The 22,665-nt window shown below is 55.5% G+C and carries 17 protein-coding genes; 11 read left to right on the forward strand and 6 right to left on the reverse strand.

Annotated features, from left to right (window positions below):
- Positions 1–58 precede the first annotated feature (58 nt).
- Entirely contained in the window at positions 59–4,975 is a 4,917-nt protein-coding gene (locus ACL7TT_RS04945) for an NAD-glutamate dehydrogenase (protein ID WP_413393676.1), read from the reverse strand.
- Between the two features lie 315 nt (positions 4,976–5,290).
- Between ACL7TT_RS04945 and ACL7TT_RS04950 the strand changes: the two genes are divergently transcribed.
- The 7 genes from ACL7TT_RS04950 to ACL7TT_RS04980 all read left to right on the forward strand — a co-directional run bounded on the left by ACL7TT_RS04950 (position 5,291) and on the right by ACL7TT_RS04980 (position 13,598).
- Complete coding sequence (locus ACL7TT_RS04950; RefSeq protein WP_413393623.1) at positions 5,291–6,262, forward strand: AAA family ATPase; 972 nt, start codon at positions 5,291–5,293, stop codon at positions 6,260–6,262.
- The gene (locus ACL7TT_RS04955) at positions 6,262–7,242 is read left to right on the forward strand and encodes a DUF58 domain-containing protein (protein ID WP_413393625.1); all 981 of its coding nucleotides are present in this window, start codon (positions 6,262–6,264) and stop codon (positions 7,240–7,242) included. Before ACL7TT_RS04950 ends, ACL7TT_RS04955 begins: the two co-directional genes overlap by 1 nt.
- A gap of 94 nt (positions 7,243–7,336) precedes the next feature.
- Positions 7,337–7,903, forward strand: coding sequence for a DUF4381 domain-containing protein (locus tag ACL7TT_RS04960; protein WP_413393627.1), 567 nt, complete (start codon positions 7,337–7,339; stop codon positions 7,901–7,903).
- Positions 7,896–8,936, forward strand: a complete 1,041-nt coding sequence (locus ACL7TT_RS04965) for a vWA domain-containing protein (protein WP_413393629.1) — start codon at positions 7,896–7,898, stop codon at positions 8,934–8,936. Before ACL7TT_RS04960 ends, ACL7TT_RS04965 begins: the two co-directional genes overlap by 8 nt.
- Positions 8,933–10,792 (forward strand): VWA domain-containing protein, encoded by a 1,860-nt coding sequence (locus tag ACL7TT_RS04970; RefSeq protein WP_413393631.1) that lies wholly within the window; start codon positions 8,933–8,935, stop codon positions 10,790–10,792. Before ACL7TT_RS04965 ends, ACL7TT_RS04970 begins: the two co-directional genes overlap by 4 nt.
- A 48-nt stretch (positions 10,793–10,840) precedes the next feature.
- Positions 10,841–12,562 carry a BatD family protein gene (locus ACL7TT_RS04975; RefSeq protein ID WP_413393633.1) on the forward strand — a complete coding sequence of 574 codons (1,722 nt, stop codon included), beginning with the start codon at positions 10,841–10,843 and terminating at the stop codon, positions 12,560–12,562.
- A gap of 451 nt (positions 12,563–13,013) precedes the next feature.
- Positions 13,014–13,598, forward strand: coding sequence for an exopolysaccharide biosynthesis protein (locus ACL7TT_RS04980; RefSeq protein WP_299944128.1), 585 nt, complete (start codon positions 13,014–13,016; stop codon positions 13,596–13,598).
- A 24-nt stretch (positions 13,599–13,622) separates the two neighbouring features.
- Here ACL7TT_RS04980 and ACL7TT_RS04985 read toward each other — a convergent pair whose 3' ends face one another.
- From ACL7TT_RS04985 to ACL7TT_RS04995, 3 genes are read right to left on the reverse strand one after another with little or no spacing between them, the layout of a single operon-like run.
- A complete protein-coding gene (locus ACL7TT_RS04985; protein ID WP_413393635.1) occupies positions 13,623–14,207 on the reverse strand; it encodes a CPBP family intramembrane glutamic endopeptidase in 585 nt (194 codons plus the stop codon).
- 33 nt (positions 14,208–14,240) lie between these two features.
- Entirely contained in the window at positions 14,241–14,759 is a 519-nt protein-coding gene (locus ACL7TT_RS04990) for a GDYXXLXY domain-containing protein (RefSeq protein WP_299944134.1), read from the reverse strand.
- Positions 14,756–16,072, reverse strand: coding sequence for a DUF2157 domain-containing protein (locus tag ACL7TT_RS04995; protein ID WP_413393637.1), 1,317 nt, complete (start codon positions 16,070–16,072; stop codon positions 14,756–14,758). The genes ACL7TT_RS04990 and ACL7TT_RS04995 overlap by 4 nt, the downstream gene beginning before the upstream one ends.
- A gap of 256 nt (positions 16,073–16,328) precedes the next feature.
- On the opposite strand from ACL7TT_RS04995, the gene ahpC reads away from it, so the two are divergent.
- The 3 genes from ahpC (at position 16,329) to ahpF (ending at position 19,062) form a co-directional block, all read left to right on the forward strand.
- Positions 16,329–16,895, forward strand: a complete 567-nt coding sequence (ahpC, locus tag ACL7TT_RS05000) for an alkyl hydroperoxide reductase subunit C (protein ID WP_413393639.1) — start codon at positions 16,329–16,331, stop codon at positions 16,893–16,895.
- A 404-nt stretch (positions 16,896–17,299) separates the two neighbouring features.
- Positions 17,300–17,449: a hypothetical protein gene (locus ACL7TT_RS05005; RefSeq protein WP_413393641.1), complete on the forward strand. Its 150-nt coding sequence runs from the start codon at positions 17,300–17,302 to the stop codon at positions 17,447–17,449.
- Positions 17,450–17,520: 71 nt separating this feature from the next.
- Positions 17,521–19,062, forward strand: a complete 1,542-nt coding sequence (gene ahpF, locus ACL7TT_RS05010) for an alkyl hydroperoxide reductase subunit F (protein ID WP_413393643.1) — start codon at positions 17,521–17,523, stop codon at positions 19,060–19,062.
- Between the two features lie 410 nt (positions 19,063–19,472).
- On the opposite strand, the gene ACL7TT_RS05015 is transcribed toward ahpF, so the two are convergent.
- Both ACL7TT_RS05015 and ACL7TT_RS05020 read right to left on the reverse strand, forming a co-directional pair.
- The gene (locus tag ACL7TT_RS05015; RefSeq protein WP_413393645.1) at positions 19,473–19,805 is read right to left on the reverse strand and encodes a DUF6506 family protein; all 333 of its coding nucleotides are present in this window, start codon (positions 19,803–19,805) and stop codon (positions 19,473–19,475) included.
- Positions 19,806–19,947: 142 nt separating this feature from the next.
- The gene (locus tag ACL7TT_RS05020; protein ID WP_413393647.1) at positions 19,948–20,322 is read right to left on the reverse strand and encodes a hypothetical protein; all 375 of its coding nucleotides are present in this window, start codon (positions 20,320–20,322) and stop codon (positions 19,948–19,950) included.
- 946 nt (positions 20,323–21,268) lie between these two features.
- Between ACL7TT_RS05020 and ACL7TT_RS05025 the strand changes: the two genes are divergently transcribed.
- The gene (locus ACL7TT_RS05025; protein ID WP_413393648.1) at positions 21,269–22,567 is read left to right on the forward strand and encodes a patatin-like phospholipase family protein; all 1,299 of its coding nucleotides are present in this window, start codon (positions 21,269–21,271) and stop codon (positions 22,565–22,567) included.
- The last annotated feature ends 98 nt before the right edge of the window (positions 22,568–22,665 follow it).

Below are 22,665 nucleotides of genomic sequence, written 5' to 3' on the forward strand. Positions count from 1 at the left end.
GACCCCTCCAACCCATACCAATCCGGCAATCAAACAATTCCCGGAACTGACGACTGTGTTATTCCTGCAGGGATTCACAGTCTGCGGTAGCCTGAGCAAGGTACATCAACTCGCGCAGAGCCACCGTAAACATCGCAAAATCACCCACAGAGGCTGCTTTCAGCTCGGCAATCATCGTGTGCCAACGTGCAATGGCAGACGCCATAATAGCGCTCCAGCGCAACATCGCGGTATCGACATCCAATTTCTCCCCGCTGGCGAGGCGCAGGATGTTTACCGCAAGAGTCGAGAGCTGGCTGTCCAGATCATCCATGCTGGTTTCGCGGGCCTGCGCTTGCCAAAAACTGTCGACCGGCAGATCGACAATCAGGTTGCCGAACCAGTGCAGGTTCAGCGCGTCGGAAAGCCGAAAGTAAACGATGGCCACTTCTTCCACCGACTTGCCACTGGCCCGCGCCGAGGCAGAAATACCCAGTGCAGAATAGAGATAGGTTGGGGAGGCTGACAGCAGTGCCAGAGGCTCGGGCACCCCCGCTTCCAAAAGCTTCTGATAACGCTGCTCCCACTCACTGAGTGGATCGCCGCTCAGAATTTTAGGCAGGGCCTTGATGACGCGCTGTACCGGCTCCTGAAATAACGCACAATTGCGCGCCGGCTCCAAATCACTGCGGCGATTGCGCAGAAACCAGCGGGTGGCACGGCGCACCCGGCCGATCATGGAATTAAGCAGCTCGGTCTGCAGTTCCGCCGGTACCTTGTAGTCGAGTTGGACCACCTGCTCCTGGAACTCTTGCATGCTGTAAACATCGCGGGCACTCACATAGGCCGCTGCAACATCGTCGATATTTCCCCCGGTGGCGGTGCTGATGCGATTATAGAATGTGATCCCCATGCTGTTGACCATTTCATTGGCCACCTGGGTGGCAACAATCTGGCGCAGCAGCGGATGGCCGTATACCTGTTCCTCGTATTGCGCCACCAGCTCTGCCGGAAAGGCGGACTCGGCAGCCCGACGCACTTGGGGATTATTGGCAATTTCTGAGTCTTGCAGCGCTTCTTTGAGCTGCACCTTCACATAAGAAAGCAAAACCGACAATTCGGGACGGGTGAGGCATTGCCCTTTGTGCAGCCGCTCGGAAATCTGTTCATTGTCGGGGATAAACTCCAGTGCCCGATTGAGGCGGCCGTCATCCTCCAGTGCATTAATGGTGCGCCGGTATTCATCCAGACGCTTGGAAACCTGGTACTCAGCGATGCTTAATGCGCGGGTCTGGTCGTAGTTGTTGCGCAACACAAGATCGCTCACCGAGTTGGTCATTCCATCCAGCAACTGATTGCGCTGCTTGTCGGTGAGGTCCCCGTTTGCCACCACCCGATCGAGAAGGATCTTGATGTTCACCTCGTGGTCGGAACAATCCACACCGGCGGCGTTGTCGATAAAGTCGGTATTACAGCGACCGTCATTCAGCGCGTATTCGATGCGTCCGCGCTGGGTCATGCCCAGATTACCCCCTTCCCCGAAAACCCTGGCGTGCAGCTCGCACCCATTGATGCGCAGATGGTCGTTGGACTTGTCTCCCACTTCGCCATCGGATTCTGTGGCCGCCTTGACGTAGGTACCAATGCCGCCATTCCAGATCAAATCCACCGGTGCACGCAGCAGGGCGCTGATCAGTTCGTTGGGCGTGAGCCGGTCTTCTTTGATATCGAATGCGCTCTTCATCTCCGCGGAGATCTTGATTGCCTTGACACGGCGCTCGAAAATCCCTCCGCCCTTGGAGATCAGCTTGCGGTTGTAATCCCCCCAACCGGAGCGAGGCAGGCCAAACAGGCGCTTGCGCTCCTCGAAACTGATGGCCGTATCCGGACTGGGATCAATAAAGATGTGTAAATGGTTAAAGGCGGCTGTCAGGCGAATATGTTCGGATAACAGCATGCCGTTACCAAAAACATCGCCGCCCATATCACCGATACCGATTACCGAGAAATCCTCTTTCTGGATATCCATTCCCATTTCGCGGAAGTGTCGCTGCACAGATACCCAGGCACCACGGGCGGTAATCCCCATCTTCTTGTGGTCATACCCCTGGCTTCCGCCGGAAGCAAAGGCATCGCCCAGCCAGAAATCATAGTCTTTGGCAATGCCATTGGCGATATCGGAGAAAGAGGCGGTCCCCTTGTCCGCCGCCACTACCAGGTAGGGGTCGTCCTCATCCCGACGCACGACCAATGGTGGCGGAATGACCTCACCATTCTTCAAGTTATCGGTGATATCCAGCAGGCCGCGGATAAAGGTTTTATAACAGGCGATTCCCGCTTCCATCACAGCCTCACCGCTGCCATCCGCCGGTGGACGACGCATCACAAAACCGCCTTTTGCACCGCTGGGAACGATCACGGCATTTTTCACCGCCTGGGCTTTCACCAGACCCAATACCTCGGTGCGAAAGTCTTCCAGTCGGTCCGACCAGCGCAGACCACCCCGTGCCACCTTACTGCCACGCAGATGCACACCTTCCACTCGCGGCGAGTAGACAAAAATCTCAAACTCGGGGCGTGGCTCGGGGATACCCGGAATGTCGCGTGGGCTGAATTTGATTGAGATGTAATCCCTGGGACGCCCCTCGGCATCGCTCTGAAAGAAGTTGGTACGCAGGGTCGCCAGCAGCAATTCCAGGTAGCGACGCAACACCAGGTCCTCATTGAGATTTTCGACGCCATCCAAACCATCGTGGATTTTGATAATCAGTCGCTCGACCCGGGTCTGTTCCTGCTTGCCGGAACTCAGGCGCGGATCAAACAGCGCACGAAAAAGCGCCACAAGGTTGCGGGTGATCTCCACATGGCTGGCCAGCGTTGCTGCGATATAGCCCTGGCTGGCACTGAATGTTGTTTGCTTCAGATAACGGGCGTAGGCGCGCAACATGGATACTTCACGCCAGTTCAGGCGGGCGGCCAATACCAGGCGGTTAAAGGCGTCACTCTCGGCAGTGTGGTTCCAGATAGCCGCGAAAGCATCCTGGAACAGGCTGCGGGAAGCCTGGGCATCGATTTTAGTGGGTAAGCCAAACTCCAGGTGGAACTCGTGCATCCACACATCGGTGCCGCCACAGGGACGAATCGTATAGGGGAACTCGCCAATGACCCGCAGACCGAGGTTCTCCAGAACCGGGATAATGTCCGAGAGGGTCAGGCCGCTGCCCCAGTTAAAGACTTTGAAACGGAGGCTGCCCTGGGCTGCACCGGCAGGCTGGTAGAAGCTCATGGCGACCCGGTTGTTTTCACTCAACCCCTGAATGGCATTGACATCCTGTACCGCGATACGCGGTTCAAAATCTTCTCGATAGCCCGCAGGGAAGGCGCGCCCGTAGATGCGAAAGAGGCGGTTGCCCTCCTCTTCCCCACCGCTTTCAATTAGCGATCTCTGAAATACATCTTCCCAGGAGCGGGTTATATCCACAATCTGCGCCTCCAACAGCGCTACATCCATATCTACGGGTGCGTCGGGTGAAACGCGGAAAACAAAATGTACCCGCGCGAGAATGGATTCGGAGAAGAAAGTGGTAAAATCCGAATCCCTGGCCTTAATGGCCCGAGCTATATGCGAGCAAATCAATTCGCGCACGCTGCTACTGAATTGTTCCCGCGGCACAAACACCGTCGCCGTGACAAACTTGCCAAAAGGATCCCGGCGCATAAATAGACGGATCTGGGCGCGCTCATTCAGGCTCAGCACCCCCATCACCACATCGAACAATTCCTGTGTACTGCCCTGGAACAGCTCGTCGCGGGGCAGGGTGTCCAGGATACGGCGCAGCGCCTTGCCGTCGTGGCCGTGGCCGGTCAGGCCGCTGTACTCGATGATGGACGCCATCTTGCGCCGGATAATCGGGATCTTCGCTGGGCTCTCTGTATACACCGGGGAGGTATAAAGCCCCATAAACGCCGACTCGCCAATGACCTCGCCTTCCGCGCTATAGCGCTTGATCATAACGTAATCTGAATAGGCACTGCGGTGCACACGGGATTTCACCGAGGATTTGGCGAACGTCAGGTAATTGGGGCCCTGATAAAAGCGCTGTTTTCCCTCACTGAAAGCAGTCTCCGGCATGGGGGCGGCGGTCTCCTGCAACTTCTTGAAAATCCCCAGGCGCCGGTCTTCCATTTCGCTGAGAATCTTCTTGTCGCCAGCCTGGCTGAACTCGTATTCCCGATAGCCCAGGAAAGTAAAGTTGCCATCGCGCATCCATTGCAGGAAAGCGCATGCCTCCAGCAGATTGGTGTCATCTTCAGAGAGTCCGGCCTGCAGCTGGCCCTCCATCTCGCTGCAGGCCTCGAGCAAGGGCGCATGATCATCTACCACCAATTCCACCTCGCCCAGAATCTCTTTCAAGGTGGCGGTCAGTCCAGAGGCGAACTCTGCCGAGGTGTCGCGGTCCACCTCGATATAAATCAGGGCCTCGACCAGCTTTCCCGCCCCCTTGCCAGGCTTGTTCTTGCCTGTCGAGATATGCTCAAAGGACAAATCCGGCGACACTCCGGGAGTGGGAAGCAGCTGCTTCAACTTACCACTGGCATTGCGTTCAAGATGCAGTACCGTACTTTTGATGGAGTGGATGACGGTATTTCTCCGATTGATCTCCATCCGCACAGAATCCACCAGAAATGGCATATCCTGCTGCAACAGTCCGATCACCGTATGGGTACATTCCCAACCATCGTCCTCCAGGCGCGGATTGAAGATCCACACCTTGGGAAGATCGCCGGAGCGCTGCTGAATAAAGTTCCACCAGGAGTAGATGCAACCGAAGACATCCACAAGTCGTCGGCCCGCCAGGTCTTCCAGCGGGTACTGGTGTAGGAACTGCTGCGCAAAAGCCACAACTGGCTCGGCTTCACTCGCCAGCTTATCGCGAGTCAGCTCACAAATCTGTGCCACTAACTCATCACGGCTATCGGTAATCACCGTCGCCATATTCACGGGGAACCTCCCAATCGCATTTTTGTCTCATCCGATCCAATAACTGTAGATCCGAAAAGACGGTCATCTCATCCCCGGATTACAAGCGGGGTGAGTCCTACAGGTTCACGTTCAGATACCCTTTGAGGAGTGACAGAACCACCTCAAAAGTTTGTCGCCTTACCGATGACCCGTTGTTACCTACTTGCCTCTTTATCTGGTGCCGTTAAAATCAACGGAGCCAACCTCAATGGTGGCGACTATATATAAAAGATCGCAGATAGCCAGCCAATTCGACCCGGCGGGCACATTCGCAAAAGAAGAGAGGTTATGGAAGCAAACCGGAATACCAGAGATCGCATCGTCGCCCTGGGCGACTGGTTGGAAGAGCAGATTATCGGGCAGAAAACCCTGGTCAATCGCATATTGATCGCCCTGCTTGCAGACGGCCACCTGTTGGTGGAAGGCGCTCCGGGCCTGGCCAAAACCAAGGCGATCAAAACACTGGGCGAAGCTGTTGAGGGAGACTTCCATCGCGTTCAGTTCACACCGGACCTGTTGCCGGCAGATATTACCGGTACCGATATTTACCGGCCGGAAAGCGGAGAGTTCCATTTCCAACCCGGGCCGGTCTTTCACAACCTGATCCTGGCCGATGAGATCAATCGCGCTCCCGCCAAAGTGCAATCCGCATTGTTGGAGGCCATGGCAGAGCGGCAAATCAGTGTAGGGCGGAAAACCTATCCGCTGCCACAGTTATTTTTGGTGATGGCCACTCAAAACCCTATTGAGCAGGAGGGGACCTATCCTCTACCAGAGGCTCAGTTAGACCGGTTTTTGATGCAGGTGAATCTTGCCTACCCGGATGCGGGGGCGGAAGCAAAAATTCTTCGTCTGGCCAGATCCGAGGCTAGCCTTGGCGAAAATCGCCCTGACAACGTGATCAATCAGGAGACCATCTTCCAGGCCCGCAAGCAGATTCTGGACATGCAGATGATTGAGGCAGTGGAAACCTATACTGTCCAGCTTGTCATTGCCACGCGCGAGCCGATGAAATATGACCGCGAGCTGGCGTCCTGGCTAGATTTTGGCGCCAGTCCCAGAGCAACCATTGCCCTCGACCGCTGTGCCCGCGCTCGGGCCTGGCTTGCCGGTCGCGATTACGTTACACCAGACGACGTAATGGAGGTGGCGCCCGATATTTTACGCCACCGCCTGCTGCTCAGTTTTGAAGCCGAAGCCGCCGGTATTAACACCAGTCAGGTCATAGAGCGGCTACTGCAGCAGGTTCCGGCCATCTGATGCAAGCTGCAGCCCCCCCGTTAGAAACGGATTTGCGCGGTGCCTATCCACAAGTGGGCCCGCTGGTGCAATTGCGCTATGTAGCGCGCCAGCTGCAATTGTTTCAACCGCGCCTGGCGCGCAGCGATCAGGCCGGCAACCTGCTCACCCGCTACCGTGGCCGCGGCATGAACTTTGAGGAGGTCAGGGACTATCAGGCCGGCGACGATGTCCGCTCTATTGATTGGCGCGTAACTGCACGCACCGGCAAGACCCATACCAAGCTTTACCAGGAGGAGCGGGAAAGGCCGGTGGTCATCCTGCTGGATCTGCGCTCACCGATGTTCTTTGGCAGCCACCGCGCGTTTAAATCTGTCGCCGCCAGTGGCATTGCCGCAGCTCTCGGCTGGGCCGGACTGCTGCACAGTGATCGCATCGGCGCCCTGCTTTTTTCCGACCGAGAGATTGATACCGTTCGTCCGCGGCGCAGTCACCACGCCGTATTGGCAATGATTCACAGTATGGTGGCCAGAGCCGGCGAACTTCGCAGCCCGATAGCGGAAAATGGCGGCCATTCCCTGAAGACCCTGTTGGAAGAAGCCCGCCGCATTGCCCGCCCTGGCAGTGCCCTTTTTCTGATCAGCGACTGTCACGATCTCGATGAACCCTGCTCGCAACCCCTTTACCTATTATCCCGGCAAGCGGACCTGCAGGTAATTCGGGTAACCGATCCCCTGGAACGGAAACTTCCGGCGCAGTCGATGACAATCACCGACGGCCTCCAGCGCACTTTTCTCAGTGCCGTCAACCGCCCTCAACGGGACGCCTTCGCAAAGGAACAGGCCCGCCTTCATACCGAAGTGGAGCAGCTCTGCCGCCGCCACCGGCTGCCGTTACTGGACTTTGACAACACCAAACCCCTGGTGCCGGAGCTGATGTCCTTCTATGGGTCACACCAGAAAAACAACTGGTACAAGAACAGTAACAGGCGGCAGTCGTGATGGATAAGAGGGACCTTCTGCTATCTGCCAGCGGTTGTCGCCAGACGCTCAGGAGCATCGCTTTCGGCAAGCCTGCGCCAACCTGGGAGCCGTTATGCTGAGAGAAACCAATCAGCGACAAAGCCCGGCACCTTCGCCGGAGCCCCAGGAACTCCTGGCACAATTACACGATATACAAGAGCCTACGTCCGTCGGTTGGTGGCCGCCTGCGCCGGGATGGTGGCTGCTCGCAACACTCATCTTCGCTTGTCTGCTGGGCATTGCAGTGGGGGTTGGGCGACAGCGCAAACAAGCCCGCCGCAACCGCTATCGGGTGCAAGCTGTGGCCCTACTGAAAGCGGTCGATGCCAGCCAGCCCACCGCCAGTGCGGAGATGAACGAAATCCTAAAGCGGGTCGCCGTGACCAGCTTTGGTCGCCCGCAGTGCGCCAATCTCACCGGCCTTCAGTGGCTGGCCTTCCTGGAAAATACCGCCCCATTGCAATGCCCCTCCGGTGCGAGGCAGGTCCTGCTGGAACAGTTGTATCGCGGTACTGGCGACCCGGACAGAAACAACGCATTGCGACAATACGCCATTGGCTGGGTGGAACAACACGACCGATCTGCGCAATCTGCGCAAGTGACCTCTACCGAGCTTAACGGGGAAGCCAGCCGTGTTTGAGTTTGACTGGCTCTGGGTTTTTTTACTCACACCGCTGCCACTTTTGCTGCGCTGGTGTCTGCCCCGCGCCAAACCGTTGCACAGTGCACTTAAAGTGCCTTTTTATGCGGCCTTGTCCCACCGCGACAGCGGTGGGACAAGTAACCTTTTCAACCTGGCGCTGCTCACCCTACTCTGGCTGTTGCTGATCTGCGCCGCGGCCCGCCCACGCTGGTACGGCGAGCCCATCACCCAGGCCGGCAGCGCCCGTGACCTGCTGGTGGCCGTGGACATCTCCGGCAGTATGGAAACTCCGGATATGCTCATCGGCGGTCGTCCGGCCATGCGTATCGACGCCGTCAAACAGGTTGTCGGGGATTTTGTCGAGCGTCGCAAGGGCGATCGGCTGGGGCTGGTACTGTTCGGTACCCGCGCTTACCTTCAGGCCCCGCTCACTTATGACCGGGAAACCGTCGGCACATTATTGCACGAGGCACAGATTGGTTTCGCCGGTCAGGGCACCGCTATCGGCGATGCCATTGGCTTGTCTGTAAAGCGCCTCACCCAGCGCCCCGCCGAGCAGCGGGTTCTTATTCTGCTGACTGACGGTGCCAATACCGCCGGGGAAGTCTCTCCACTCAAAGCGGCACAGCTGGCACAACAGGCCGGAATTACTGTCTATACCATCGGTGTGGGCGCCGATGAGATGGTGCAACCGGGTCTACTGGGCAGTCGTTATGGCAGCCGCAGGATCAACCCCTCCAGGGATCTGGACAGCAAGACACTGCAAGCCATTGCCGAAGAAACTGGCGGGCGCTACTTTCGCGCCCGCAACCCGCGGGAACTGGCGGAGATTTACGCCGAACTGGATGCCCTTGAGCCAGTAGAGCAGGAAGCGGAAAGTTATCGACCGCTTAAATCCCTCTTTTTCTGGCCGCTGGGCGCCGCCCTGTTACTGTCGGGTATCTGGGCCCTGGCGCCACTTGTTACTCATTTAAGCCATGCCGGAGGCCGTCATAGCCGCACAGCTGTCCGCGGAGGCCGGGCACAATGAATATGCCAGACCTATTACAGTCCTTTCACTTTCTGCGCCCCTACTGGCTGTGGCTGCTGATACCGGCCGCACTGGTTTGCTGGGGGCTCTGGAAGACCGTTCTCAACAGCGCACAACTGCAAAAAGTAATTGATGCAGACCTGTTACCGCACCTGTTGTTGCGCGGAGGGGCCAAACGCCCCTGGCTGTTTGCGCTGGTTTTTGCCCTGCTGGCCGCGATGATTCTCGCCCTGGCCGGACCCACCTGGCGAAAGCTGCCGACACCGGTATACAGCAATCAGGACGCTCTGGTGATATTACTGGACCTGTCCCCCTCCATGATGGCGACAGACCTCTCCCCCAATCGCCTCACGCGCGCAAGACTGAAAATCCTGGATATTCTGCGGCAGCGCAAAGACGGATTGACGGCTCTGGTTGCCTACGCCGGCGAGGCCCACATAGTCACGCCGCTCACCGAGGATACTGCCACCATTGCCAACCTGGTTCCCGCACTCTCGCCCTCTGTGATGCCGGTACCCGGGAGCAATATTGAAATGGGTGTGGAAAACGGCATCCGCCTTCTGAAAGACGGGGCTGCCGGCCGCGGTCAGCTCCTCGCGGTAACCGACGGTATTGACCCGATGGCACTGGATAGCGTAGCCAGGTCGCTTGCCGATGCCAATGTGGCACTCAGCATCCTCGCTGTGGGCAGTGGCGAAGGCAGCCCTATCCCCCGGGGCGCCAGCGGTGGCTTTGTCACAGACAGTAAAGGGACAATTGTGATTTCCAATTTCAATCCCCGCGCACTCCGCCATCTCGCCAACAACAGTGGCGGCCGCTATGCAAGGATTGCCGTAAACGACCGCGATATCAGTCACTTGTTGCCACAATCCGGGCGCCCGCAGCAGGCGCAGTTAACGGAGAGAGAGTTCGATCAATGGCGCGATGAGGGTCCTCTGCTGCTCCTGCTGGTCCTGCCCCTTGCCGCCTTCCTATTCCGCCGCGGCGCACTGGCCTGCATCCTGCCCCTGGTCCTGCTTTTGGGCCTGCCCAGCGAGAGCCGGGCTTTCGAATGGAAAGATCTCTGGCAACGCAAGGACCAACAGGGCCGGCAATTGCTTGCAGAGGGTGAGCCCGAGGCGGCGGCGGGGACATTCAGGAACCCCCAGTGGCGGGGCACGGCCAATTATCGCGCCGGTGACTATGCCGCAGCCCAGAAGGATTTCGCCCTCAGTGATGATCCTCAAGGCCTCTACAACCTGGGCAATAGCCTGGTACAGCAGGGGGATTACAACAAGGCCATTGAAGCCTACGACCGCGCCCTGGAACAAGCCCCCCAATTCGCCGACGCTGAACACAATCGGCGTATCGCCAAACAACTGCAGGAGCTGCAAAAACCTCCGCAGCAACAGGAATCCAAAGAACAGCAGGAACAACAACAAAACCAGCAGCAGCCCGGTAATCAACCGCAGAGCCAGCAAGGGCAACAGGACCAACAACAGCAACAGGGCGACAATCAGCCATCCGCTGACCGCGAAGCCCGCGCCCCCGAGCAGGAGCCCGGCCAAGAACAGGAACAATCTTCTGCACAAAAAACCTCCAATCCGGCGCAGCAGGAAAAAGAACAGCAACCTTCAAAAGCCCAACAGCGCGGGGAAGAACAGGAACAGGGTCAGGAACCCTCTGGGTCGGGTAGCGGGGAAACTGCTCTGGACCCGGAAACCCAGCAGGCGCTGGACCAGTGGCTACGACAGATCCCCGACGACCCCGCTGGACTGATGCGTGAAAAATTCAAATATGAAAGTCTGCAAAGACGCCGCGCTTATCGCAGCGGCGAATGGGAACCCCCGGAAAATGGCGCCACTCAAAGATGGTAGGGAAAAAGGTGATAGGGTTTTATGACGGCACTGGCATCGGGTAATCCTATGAGGCAGCGAAACAAAAAACAGTTTACCCACGGCTCAGGAATTCGATTTGGGATGGGGCTCTATCGGTTGTGTTTCATTTTTGTACTGCTCGGTTTGGCGACCGTCACACATGCAAGCGAACTGAATGCCAGCGTTGATCGAGACAAAATCGCTATTGAGGAGACCGTCAACTTACGCCTCAGATACTCCGGCGAAGAAAGTGGCGGGCAGCCCGATTTTGAACTGCTGGAGGAGGATTTTGATATTCTCTCACGGCAACAGTCGAACCAATACCGCGTGATCAATGGTCGCGCAGAGAGCTTTGTGGAATGGGTGCTCGCGCTCGCCCCCAAGCGTGAGGGCGAGTTAATTATTCCTTCCCTCCACTACAAGGACCAGGTTTCCAATACCATCCCCATCTCCGTGCGCGAAGCGCAAAGCCACCCAGGCAGCGGGGAGCGCAAAGTCTTTCTGGAAGTAGAGCCGGATAAAAGCAAAGTCTACGTGCAGGAGCAATTATTGGTGGATGTACGCCTGTATACCACCATCGGCCTGCACGATATTGCCACCGAGCCCTTGCAGATCACCGGAGCCCACGTCGACAAAGTGAATGAACAGCGCTACGAGCGCAAACTGAACGGCACCAGTTACGCAGTGTACGAATTGACCTATGCGGTCTTTGCAGACAACTCGGGGCAACTCACCATTCCGGCTTTGACCTATGCTGCAGTGGCCGGGCGCAGGGACCCCTTTTCCCTTTTCAACCGCAACAACCAGCGCATGCGTCTCCGCTCCCAGGCAAAAACCGTACAAGTGTCACCCAAACCCGATCGCTATAGCGGTGCCCAATGGCTGCCTGCTTCGAGCCTGGGGATAGTACAAAGCTGGAGCCAGGACGCCAATACTTTCGCGGTTGGCGAACCCATTACCCGTATCCTTACGGTGCGTGCCGAAGGTCTGCGCGCAGCACAACTGCCACCACTGCCCAAACTGGATGTAGAGGGCCTGAAGACCTATCCGGATCAACCCCAGCAGGAAGATCAGACCGGTCCCGACGGCGTGACCGGCAGTCGTATCGAGACCACAGCAATTGTCGCCACCCGACCCGGAAGCTACCAGCTGCCGGCCGTGACCATCATCTGGTGGGACACCAAGAACAATCGGCAAAGAGCTACGCAACTGCCCGCCTTCCGTTTTAACGTCAGCGGCAGCGCTGCACCCGCTGTGCCAAACGGGGAAGGCGGGGCCCTGCAAACACTGGTGCCAGGCACTGCCGGCCTCGAAGCGCAGGACCACTTCTGGCGCAACCTGGCAATAGCCGCACTTGCCTCTCATCTGTTATGGCTGCTCTACCTTTACCACCTGCGCCGCCGGGGCAATCCCGGAAAAGGGCAGACTGTGACTAACAACCCGCTGGCGCACAAAGACTATGGCACCGGTGCCGTGAAACGGGCTGTCGATAGTGGTAATCCCTGTCACATCCAGCAGGCCACCCTAAACTGGCTGCACTCCCGCTGGCCTCAGTTTGAAGGCAATAGCCTGGGTGATGCCGCCCGACAGCTCGGCTTCGAAGAGCTGGATGAGTTGCAAGAACTGCTGAGTGCCGCCCTTTATCAACAGCCGCCCAAGCCGTTGCACATAGGGAAAATCCGGAGACTTGCAGAGGGGTTGATGGCGCGCAGGGCCGGTCATAGTGGCGAGGCGGAAGAAAAGGAGGCTTTGCCCAAGTTATTTAGCTAACCTGCTAGATATTACTGCCCTGGCAAACCAGCCGGTTCCCAGTACGGATCGGTCACATCCCCTGAAATACCGGCCATTGCACGCAGTTGACCACCGGCTTTCAGAGGCTTGCGCAGAGGCTGCCTGGCAGCCACCGCACCGGCATCTTATGAACCGACAACCAGGATCACCGGATTGGCCCGAAAACCGCGCGTCGTAAACCGGCACTTATTGATCCGATTTGCACCACCTGCTTTCACAACCACTTCCTCCCACCTTCTATGCAATGCAAACAGCCCAATAGAAAACTGGCGATCCCCTCTTATGGAGTTCAGACTATCAGTAACCCCAGGCTATGCGGCGGCCAACCAGCAGGCGGCTGGAAAGGGATGATCGAATCCCGGGAGCACTTTGCCTTGGCATCGGCAAACATGTGGGCAGTGGGGCAACAACCCAGAGCCAAACCATCACCATGGCAAATGAAATCACAGGATTGAGCCAGTTGCTGGATCAAATCGAAACCAGCAGCCAGCATACAAAGCGCATCTCTCTCCAATTGGTGATTGAAGCCATCGGACTCCGATCCTTTGCCCCTTTTTTGTTACTGGTGGGGCTGATCTTGTTCTCACCGCTCAGTGGTGTACCCGGTGTATCCAGTGTCATGGCGGCTCTGCTGCTCCTGGTGGCCATTCAACTGCTCTTCGGGCGCCAGCATGTGTGGCTGCCCCAGTGGCTACTGCGACGTTCCATCTCCAAAAGAAAACTCAGCAAAGTCCTCAATGGCATGAAAAAACCTGCAGAGCTCGCCGATCGCTGGATGCAGCCGCGCCTGGACTTTTTGGTCAGGCGGGGGGGAACCTATGCCATCGCTGTCATCTGCTCCCTAATCGCACTGGCCATACCCCTGATGGAGCCGGTGCCTTTTTCCGCGACTACCGCGGGATTCGCCCTTACGATATTCGGTCTGGCTCTGGTGTCCCACGACGGCCTGCTGGCCCTGATGGCATTCGCAGTCACCGCACTTTTATCGGGACTGCTCGCCAGCACACTCCTCTAGCCTGGCACTCCGGGATTGACCAGTTCAGTTGAGCCCAGGTGTATCCACACCGAGCATACGCGGGTGATAAACGAGCGTCGTCAATGCCAGAAAATCGTAGATGGCATGCCAGGTTATAACACCTAATAAGCTGCCACTTGTCTGGTACGCAAGACCCAAAATCAAGCCGAACACAAAAGTCAGCAGAAAATAAACCCGCGACGCCCAGTGCAATAACGCGAACACCAGAGAGGCAGCCAATAGCCCAGACAAGGGGGAACTCAACTGGGACCACCAAACCTGCAAAAAACCGCGAAACAGCAGCTCCTCACAAACCCCCGTAACAACGGCAATCACTACGATCTGGCCAAGGGAGAGCCCCGTAAATACCGGCATCAACTGATTACAATGCCGGCGCAGAGTCCGGCCCACAACGGTATTGGAGCGGGTGAGCCAGATGACCGCGGCGAAACCTGCCGGTGCACCAATCAATGCAAAACAAAGCGCGCCCCAAAGGGCACCACCCAACAAAGTCATCTCAACACCCGAAAAGTACCCCCCCACTACAGCGGTCAATAGACAGGCGGCCTGTATGGCCAGCAATAGGGGAAAAACTCCTGTCGTGGTCATTTGGGGTACCGTCACTCCAACTGCCTGCAAGCGTCAATGATTGCCAACCACTTTCCTGAGACCAGCCCTGCCGCTGGGCGTCACCATCAACTCTGCCACCCCACCATCCCGCAACGCGTCTTCGAGCTCCAGCGCTTTTTCCCTGGGGGCAAAATAGGCTTCAATACCGTACTTGATACGGTAGCCAGCGTTATTGCGCCAGCGATTCCCCATCACGCGTCCCCGGAGAAAAATGCCCTTCTGCGGTTTTTCCAGACTCACTGAGGAAAATACATAGAGGCCAGGCGGGTGCTTTTTCAGGGAGACATAAACCACCTCTCCCTGGCGCAATGGCTGATCTTCTTTAAAGGCTGACTGGTCAATACTGGAAAAATCGTAACTCAGCCTGGCGTAATTGCCGCGAAACAGGGAGCGGGGGTCCACCGGCACGGTCTTTACCCGAATCGGCTCGCCAAGCCACAGGGGAATCTGCGCCTGTACATACAACCCGATAAGAATCAAAAACTGTGTGGCAATAGCAATGCCCAGACCAATCAGGGGTATGCGTTTCATCGCAGGTCTCCCCTGTTTTGATGATACCTCCAATACTTCGCAGCACCGATCAGCAGGCCTGCAAACAGGATAAAGATCAGTGCTGCTCCCACGTAATCTCCCATCAGGTCGAAATACCGTAACAGCGCCACCAGTAAAATAGCCATCACTCCCAGGAAAAAATAATGAGAAATACCGGCGTAGATGCCGTGTAAAATAAGCCAGATGCCGCTGCCGATCAGAGCAAAATTGGTGGCCACCTGCAGGTAGGCTGCCAGCCCAGTATTGTCGCTGTTACTCACCAGAAGCAGTGAAGCGACCAACGCCACAAATTGGATGCCACAGGCCAACAAACGCCTCGCCGGCACAGCCAGCGCCAGGGCAATACCCCCTATGGCCGCAATCACCACCCACATGGTATAGCGGTGATGCCAGTCCGCCTCAATCAGTTGTTTCCAGGGCTGCTCGAAACTGAAAATCAACAGGGCAATCAGGGCAAAACGCAAGCACCACACCGAGATCACAGCGGCATAGTCCCTGGCCTTCGGTGACGGCCGCCGTGCCAGCCAGTGCGCGAAGACATACAGAAAGATAAACAGGGCAACCGCCACCGCCAGATTTTCCGGGAATAAGTCAAAACCAAAGCGTTGCGTCTGCGACCGCCATAATTCCGCCAGGGAATATTCAAGCCACAGGCCCGCGCTGAGTATGCTCATCAGCAACAGAATGATGCTTGCCCGTCCCCAAATCAGTACATAGAGGGAAACCAGGATAAAGAGCGGGAAAAGCACCGGATAAAAACCCAGGTTAACTTGCAGGAAGAACCAGATGAGCGCCAGCGCATTGGCCTGGCCGGCAAGCCAGGGGCTTCGCGTAATCAAGGCAAACGGCACACACCCCAGGGCCCACCAGAAGACCCCGTCGGGCATATGCTCGCCCAGATGATAGATCTGTGCGATCAGAATGATCGCCGCACCGAAGAAAAGGTTCCCCAGCAGAAAGAGCCCCTCCCCCGCCCGGGGATCGCGGGTGAGATATACCCGCAAAGCCAAAACCTGGGTTCCAATGGTGATGGCAATCACCCCTCCCATGCGCAGGGCGCGGGGAATCTCTTCCCAGTTGGCCCCTATCAGGGTGATCACAGCCAGTCCGACAAATAAATATCCAAGTCCCACCAGCAGGTTGTAACCGAGCGCACGCTGGTGCGCCCCGTGGTAGTCCACCTCATAGCGGGTACAGATCAACTCCGCCTGGCCCTCGCTGATCACGCCATCCGCCACCCACTCCCGGGCCTCCCGAGCCAGATCGTGCTTTAACAACCGAATCAATCGCATACCATTCCCTTGCACAAAAACGCCATTGTCGGCGCAACCGGTGAACGAGGCCACAAACCGCTGGCGTACCCCTAGTGTGTTGCCCATCCACAGGGAATAAATGACAAAACTGGAACTGTGGCAGGGCTAACTACAGATAGCAGGAACCTATTTAGCACATTTAAATTGTTTATTTCTATCAATCAAAAAGCACAAATAGAATACACCCTAGCAAGCTTATTCAACACCAGAGTTTACACACCCTAAGGAGCTTTCCATGTCCCGATACATCGAATCCGAATTGAAACCTTTCAGCGCCAAAGCTTACCAGAGCGGCGATTTCCTTGATATCAGCAACGCCGACGTGATGGGCAAGTGGGCCGTGTTTTTCTTCTATCCCGCAGACTTTACTTTTGTTTGTCCCACCGAGCTGGGTGACTTGGCAGACAACTACGAAGCCTTTCAGAAGTTGGGCGTGGAAATCTACTCTGTATCCACCGATACCCACTTCACCCACAAGGCCTGGCACGACACCTCAGAAACTATCCGCAAGATCCAGTTCCCGATGATCGGCGACCCCACCGGCACCATCACACGTAATTTTGGTGTAATGATCGAAGAGGAAGGTATTGCCGACCGCGGCACCTTCGTCATCGATCCCGAAGGCCGTATCCAGCTCGTGGAGATTACTGCCGGTGGTATTGGTCGCGATGCCGGCGAATTGCTGCGCAAGATAAAGGCCGCCCAGTACATTGCCGCACACCCCGGCGAGGTTTGCCCCGCCAAGTGGCAGGAGGGTGAAGAAACCCTGGCCCCCTCCCTGGACCTGATCGGCAAAATCTAAGGCATCGCTGAACCACATCTCACAGGGTTGGTACTGGCAATGTCCGCTGTCTAGCGGACATTGCCCTTCAAGCAACCATTTGCGGCTACTCATCAACCTGCACTGTATTTTCCATATCCCCCCGGCTTTACACGTCACCCCTTCTTTAGCGTACCGGTTCAAAACCTGACGTCTCTCTTTCTCTCCCTGTCTTTACCTGGGTCAACAAGGGGGCCTTGGACACACCCGGACACCACCCCGCACCAGTATCGCAATTCACAGACGGGTTACCAGAGAAACCACTGATATAAGAAAACTATTAAAGGGATTTATATTAATAATTTCTATCAAGATAAAAACGTCAATAGCATGAAATCTACTCTAGAACCACCACCGACAAGACACTGAAGATTGAGGAGCTCTCCATGTCACGCCACATCGAATCCGAATTGAACCCTTTTAACACCAAGGTTTACCAGGACACCCCGGCGAAGTCTGCCCGACCAAGTGGAACCAAGTGGAGAGATGGCGGGGAAACCCTGGCCCCCTCCCTGGACCTGGCAGGAAAAATTTAAACCCTTGACCTCTTGAGCCCGCCGAAAGGCGGGCAGGTGAAATATCGAGATTGCGACAGAAAGGAACACCGATGTTAGATGCAAACCTGAAAAATCAACTGGATGCTTACCTGCAAAATATTGTCAAACCGATAGCAATTCATGTATCCACAGACAACAGCATTAAATCCAAAGAAATGAAAACCCTGGTGGACGAAATCTCTGCGCTCTCCGGAAAAATCACCCCACGGCAAGACCGGGCTAAACGCAGCCCAAGCATGGCCATTGCGCCTGTCGGGACCAAGCCCCGTGTAAGCTTTGCCGGTCTTCCCCTGGGCCACGAATTCACCTCGCTGGTACTGGCACTGCTGCAAGCGGGCGGCCACCCCGCCAAGGCCGATCCTGAGGTGCTGGAGCAGGTGCGCAACCTGGAGGGCGAATTCCACTTTGAAACCTATATTTCCCTGTCCTGCCAAAACTGCCCGGATGTGGTGCAGGCACTGAACCTGATGGCCACGCTCAATCCAAATATTACCCACGAGATGATTGATGGCGGCTTGTTCCAGGAAGAGGTAGACGCACGCAACGTAATGGCAGTACCCGCCGTTTACTTAAACGGTGAACACTTTGGTCAGGGCAGGATGTCGCTTGAGGAAATCATAGGCAAACTGGATACCGGTGCCGCGGAAGGTAACGTTGCAAAACTGAATGAAAAAGCCCCTTACGATCTTCTCGTAGTTGGGGGTGGCCCGGCCGGCGCTGCAGCAGCCATTTACGCCGCGCGCAAAGGCATTCGCACGGGGTTAGTGGCGGAGCGCTTTGGTGGCCAGGTGATGGATACTGTGGGTATCGAAAACTTGATCTCCGTGCCTTACACAGAGGGCCCCAAACTCGCCGCCAGTCTGGAACAACATGTAAAAGAATACGGCGTGGATATTATTACTGATCAGCGCGCCGCGCACTTACAGCGCAAAGGCATGCTGCAGGTGGAACTCAACAGCGGCGCCACCCTGTCCAGCCGCTCGGTAGTACTCGCCACGGGTGCCCGCTGGAGAGCGCTGGGCGTACCCGGTGAAGCGGAATACCGTACCAGGGGCGTTGCCTACTGCCCCCACTGCGACGGCCCCTTTTTCAAGGGCAGGCGCGTTGCGGTAATCGGCGGTGGCAACTCCGGTATCGAGGCCGCCATTGACCTCGCCGGTATTGTCGAGCATGTCACCGTGCTGGAATTCGCCGATCGGCTGGGTGCAGATGAAGTCCTGGTGCGAAAAGCAAAACAGATGGATAACATCGATATTATCGTTAATGCCCAGACTACCGAAGTACTCGGTGACGGCAATAAGGTTAATGGCCTCGCCTATACCGAGCGCGTGTCTGGCGAAAGCTACATTCTTGCGATTGCCGGTGTTTTTGTACAGATCGGCTTGGTCCCCAACACCGAGTTCCTCAAGAAAACAGATGTGGCATTGAATCCCATGGGCGAAATAATGATCGACGAACGCGGAACAACCTCTCTCCCCGGCGTCTATGCCGCCGGCGATGCCACGACTGTGCCCTACAAACAGATCGTGGTCTCCATGGGCGCCGGCTCTACCGCGGCGCTCAGTGCCTTCGACTACTTGATTCGGTCCTAGAGGAAGTGGTTCGTCGGCACCCGGCACCTTCAGGTCCCTAAAATGGCCGTGCTGTCAATCCGATATCCACCTGTAAACAGGTGGATATCGGCTATACATACTGTTTCCCACCAAAACAAAAGTTGCCAGAGCTTTTAATTGATGGTGCCAGGTAAAGATGGGAAAAGATAAATTGTGGGAAAATTTTATCCTGAACCCAATCAAATAAGCATTTCTGCAACCATATCAATTTTTTGCTTCTAAAAGCTGTGTAGTGTTCAGAATTCCGTCATTTCTTTACCATTAGCAAAAAAGAGATAACCTATGACAAAATCTACTTTCGATATAGGTGCTGCTGTCAAAGTCCAAAACCACTTAAATAGACCACCACAAACACTAAAACCAATTCAAACAGAAACGGCCACGCGCTGTCAGTGGGCTTGAAATGACTGTTGTGCACCTGAATCCTCAGACAGGATACGCACCAATTTTTGATTTTCCTTCTCAGTAAACGTAACGTAACCAACAGGAATATCTGTGTCTAATTGCGAGATTATATATTCTGCACTCTCCGAACCAAAACCACCACAAAGCTCAATGACCTGCACACCACGCTCCACCATTCCTCTAGCAACTAAGACAGCGTCATCATCATTGCTTACACCGATAACTTCTGTGAAAAAATCTGCTGCATCCATAACCGTTTTGTGATGATGATAATCATAGCTTTTAGCCTTAACAATGAACCCGTATTGCCTAATCACGATGCCTCCCGAGTAAACCAGTCTATGCTTGATATTGATCGCCATAATAAGGGAAGTTGCCGGCCCTTAACAGCGAAGCCGCGAAGTGGTGGCCCTGCCCACAGGGGCGTCTTTGATTGCGTTGTTATGAGACTGCTAATTTTCATGCCAACCAACAAAGAATAGCAACACCACAAAGCCCAATCCAACCAGGGTGCCTGGCTTTGGTTGCTATAAAAACCAGTGAACCCGCAGCGAACATTGATGCTGAAATATACTGAATAAATAATGCTGAGCCTGAAAAACCATTGTTTGCGATACTGATAAGCATGACGCCAACAACCCATCCAAAAATGCTTGCAATATGCCACGTGGCCCACAATATGCGAATATTGCCTTCACCAAGCAGCCCGCTTGTGACAGCGGGAATAAGGGCCCCATCTCTGACTTTTTTGAAAATTAGAAGCTCACCTAAAATTGAGTGGATCAAGCCTACGAAAATGGAAAGCAGCCCTGCTGCGAGCAAAAGTGTATTCATACAGCTCTCTCCGTGATACATAGTATTGATCTAGTGATCAGTATTATCCCAATGACCACTTCCAGAGCAATACTGTGTCAACTCTTTGACAATCCTCATTAAACCATGCAGCAGCCCGTTTTGGACACATACCAGTAAGACAGGAAGAAAGATACCCCTCTCCTGGGATCACATGAGGCATGGATGCCGATTACGAGCGTACAGGGCTGTATTCACAGCGCGTCCTGGGGTAAGGGTATTCTTTCCTTCTGATCTGGTAGTAAGTACAAACTAAAAAGGGTCATCATAACCACTACCGACAGCCCGATTATGGCGGCTCTCAAACAGCCCGCAAGTGCAGTGCCGGCGCCACCGCTTGCCGGAAGCAAGAGATATCACTGTGATTCACCATACCACTACACAATAGATCCATTACAGTGATCGGTCACTGCATAATCTGTTTTTCTCATTTGAACAACCGTTACAGACAGCGGTCACACTCACTTTGATCCACTCTTAGTGCGTCCATAGTGCCTTTCTATCCCTCTGTCGCCCGGCGGCTCTGCACCTTGGGCACTTATTGGCATCCAGGCTTCAAAAGCCCCCAAGCCCTATAACTCAATCGAGTGCTGGTATTTTTAAATTGAGGGCCTTGCGTGGGTGTTCCCGAGAGCAGGCCAAACGTACATTGTTGAGACTGCCGGGCAATACAGGATGAAAACACCCAGTACCATCCACTTGCTGAATGGCTTTTGGAAAGGGATTGACACAGCGGATCTAAATGGCACAGCCGTGCAAATTTGACTCAAGCTTTCTGCACGATCTGAAAAATCCTGTTGACAGGGCACAGAAAACCCGTTGCAAGGACTGGCGAAGTTAATCCGGGATGGTACCCTATCTCCACCCTACAAAAATACGCCTATTCTCCAGATTTGAAGTAAAAAATCACCTGATACGGAAAACTCCCATGAAAAAAACAGAGTGGGTCAACAACGCAATCTCCCAGGCAAACACCTATTGGAAAAACGCCAGGGCCGACATTGAAGGCAAGCAGTTTAGCGATGTGTACGATACAGAGGGGCTCCAGTATGTCGATCTGGTAATGGAAGGCGGGGGCATGTTGGGGATTGCCCTGGTAGGCTATACCTACATTCTGGAGAAGGCAGGTATTCGCTTTCGCAAAATCGCCGGGACGTCTGCAGGGGCCATCAATACGTTGTTTCTGGCCGCCGCCGGCACACCTGATGTCAGCAAGAGTGCGGTGCTGCTGGACATTATGGCCAATGCGGATTTTGCCAGTTTCGAGGATGGCGAACCTTTTGCCTGTAAAACCGTGCAGCGCCTGCTTGGGGGCAAGGGCCTGTTCGGTAGCCTGGTCCTGCATCCTTTGGATTCCTTGCGTACCTGTAGACAATTGCTGCGCCACAAGGGGCTCAATCCCGGGGACGCCTTTACCCGCTGGCTGCAGGAAGCGTTGTGCCAGTTGGGCATTACCAACACCGCGCAGCTCAACCAGCGCATCAATCAGTTCCCGCCCCTGTGCTACCGGGGCAATCCCGACAGCCAGGTAGCCAGAGCCGAAGTGGCACTGGTGGCCGCAGATATCACCACAGAAACCCGGGCTGTGTTTCCGGCCAAAGCCCCCCTCTATTATGCCAATCCCAGCGCCGTCAACCCTGCCGAATATGTGCGCGCCTCCATGTCTGTGCCCGGCTTCTTCCAGCCCCACACGGTAAAAAATATCCCGCAGTTGGACGAGTGCGCTTCCGTGGCGGACAACTGGCACAGCATGAAGGGGGTTCCCAGGCAGTTTTTTAAAAACGGCTTTCCCAGAGATGTCCAGTTTGTGGACGGCGGTCTGGTGTCCAATTTTCCCTTTGACATCTTCCACAAGCCCAGCGGCGTACCGAAACTGCCCACCTTCGGTATCAAGCTGGAGGTGGATCACTACCAGCCGAAATCCAGCCGGGCCGGTCGCTTTACCATGGGGCTGGTCAATACCTGCCGCAATATTCTCGACAGCCATATGCGCGCGCACTTTAATGCGGAGTACCATACTCTGGTTAAAGAGATTGCCATCAAGCCAATGGCAACTGGCGAGTCTCCCCACTGGCTCGACTTCTCCATGCCGGAAAGCCACTGTGAACACCTGTTTTTATCCGGCGCAAAAGCTGCCACTGAGTTCCTGGGCGGTGGTTTTCGGTGGGCGGATTATCTGCTGCTACGCCAGCGGGGCACGGCAGAAGCCGGTGAAAAACAGAGCTAGCCTGAATATTTCACCAAAATAAGGGCAGCAGCTCTGTTTCCCTTATTATTCAGGCCAGCGGGCTTCCGCCTTATATGCCCGCCCGCATTGAATTGTCC

This window comes from Microbulbifer jejuensis (genome assembly GCF_047289955.1).
Taxonomy (GTDB): domain Bacteria; phylum Pseudomonadota; class Gammaproteobacteria; order Pseudomonadales; family Cellvibrionaceae; genus Microbulbifer.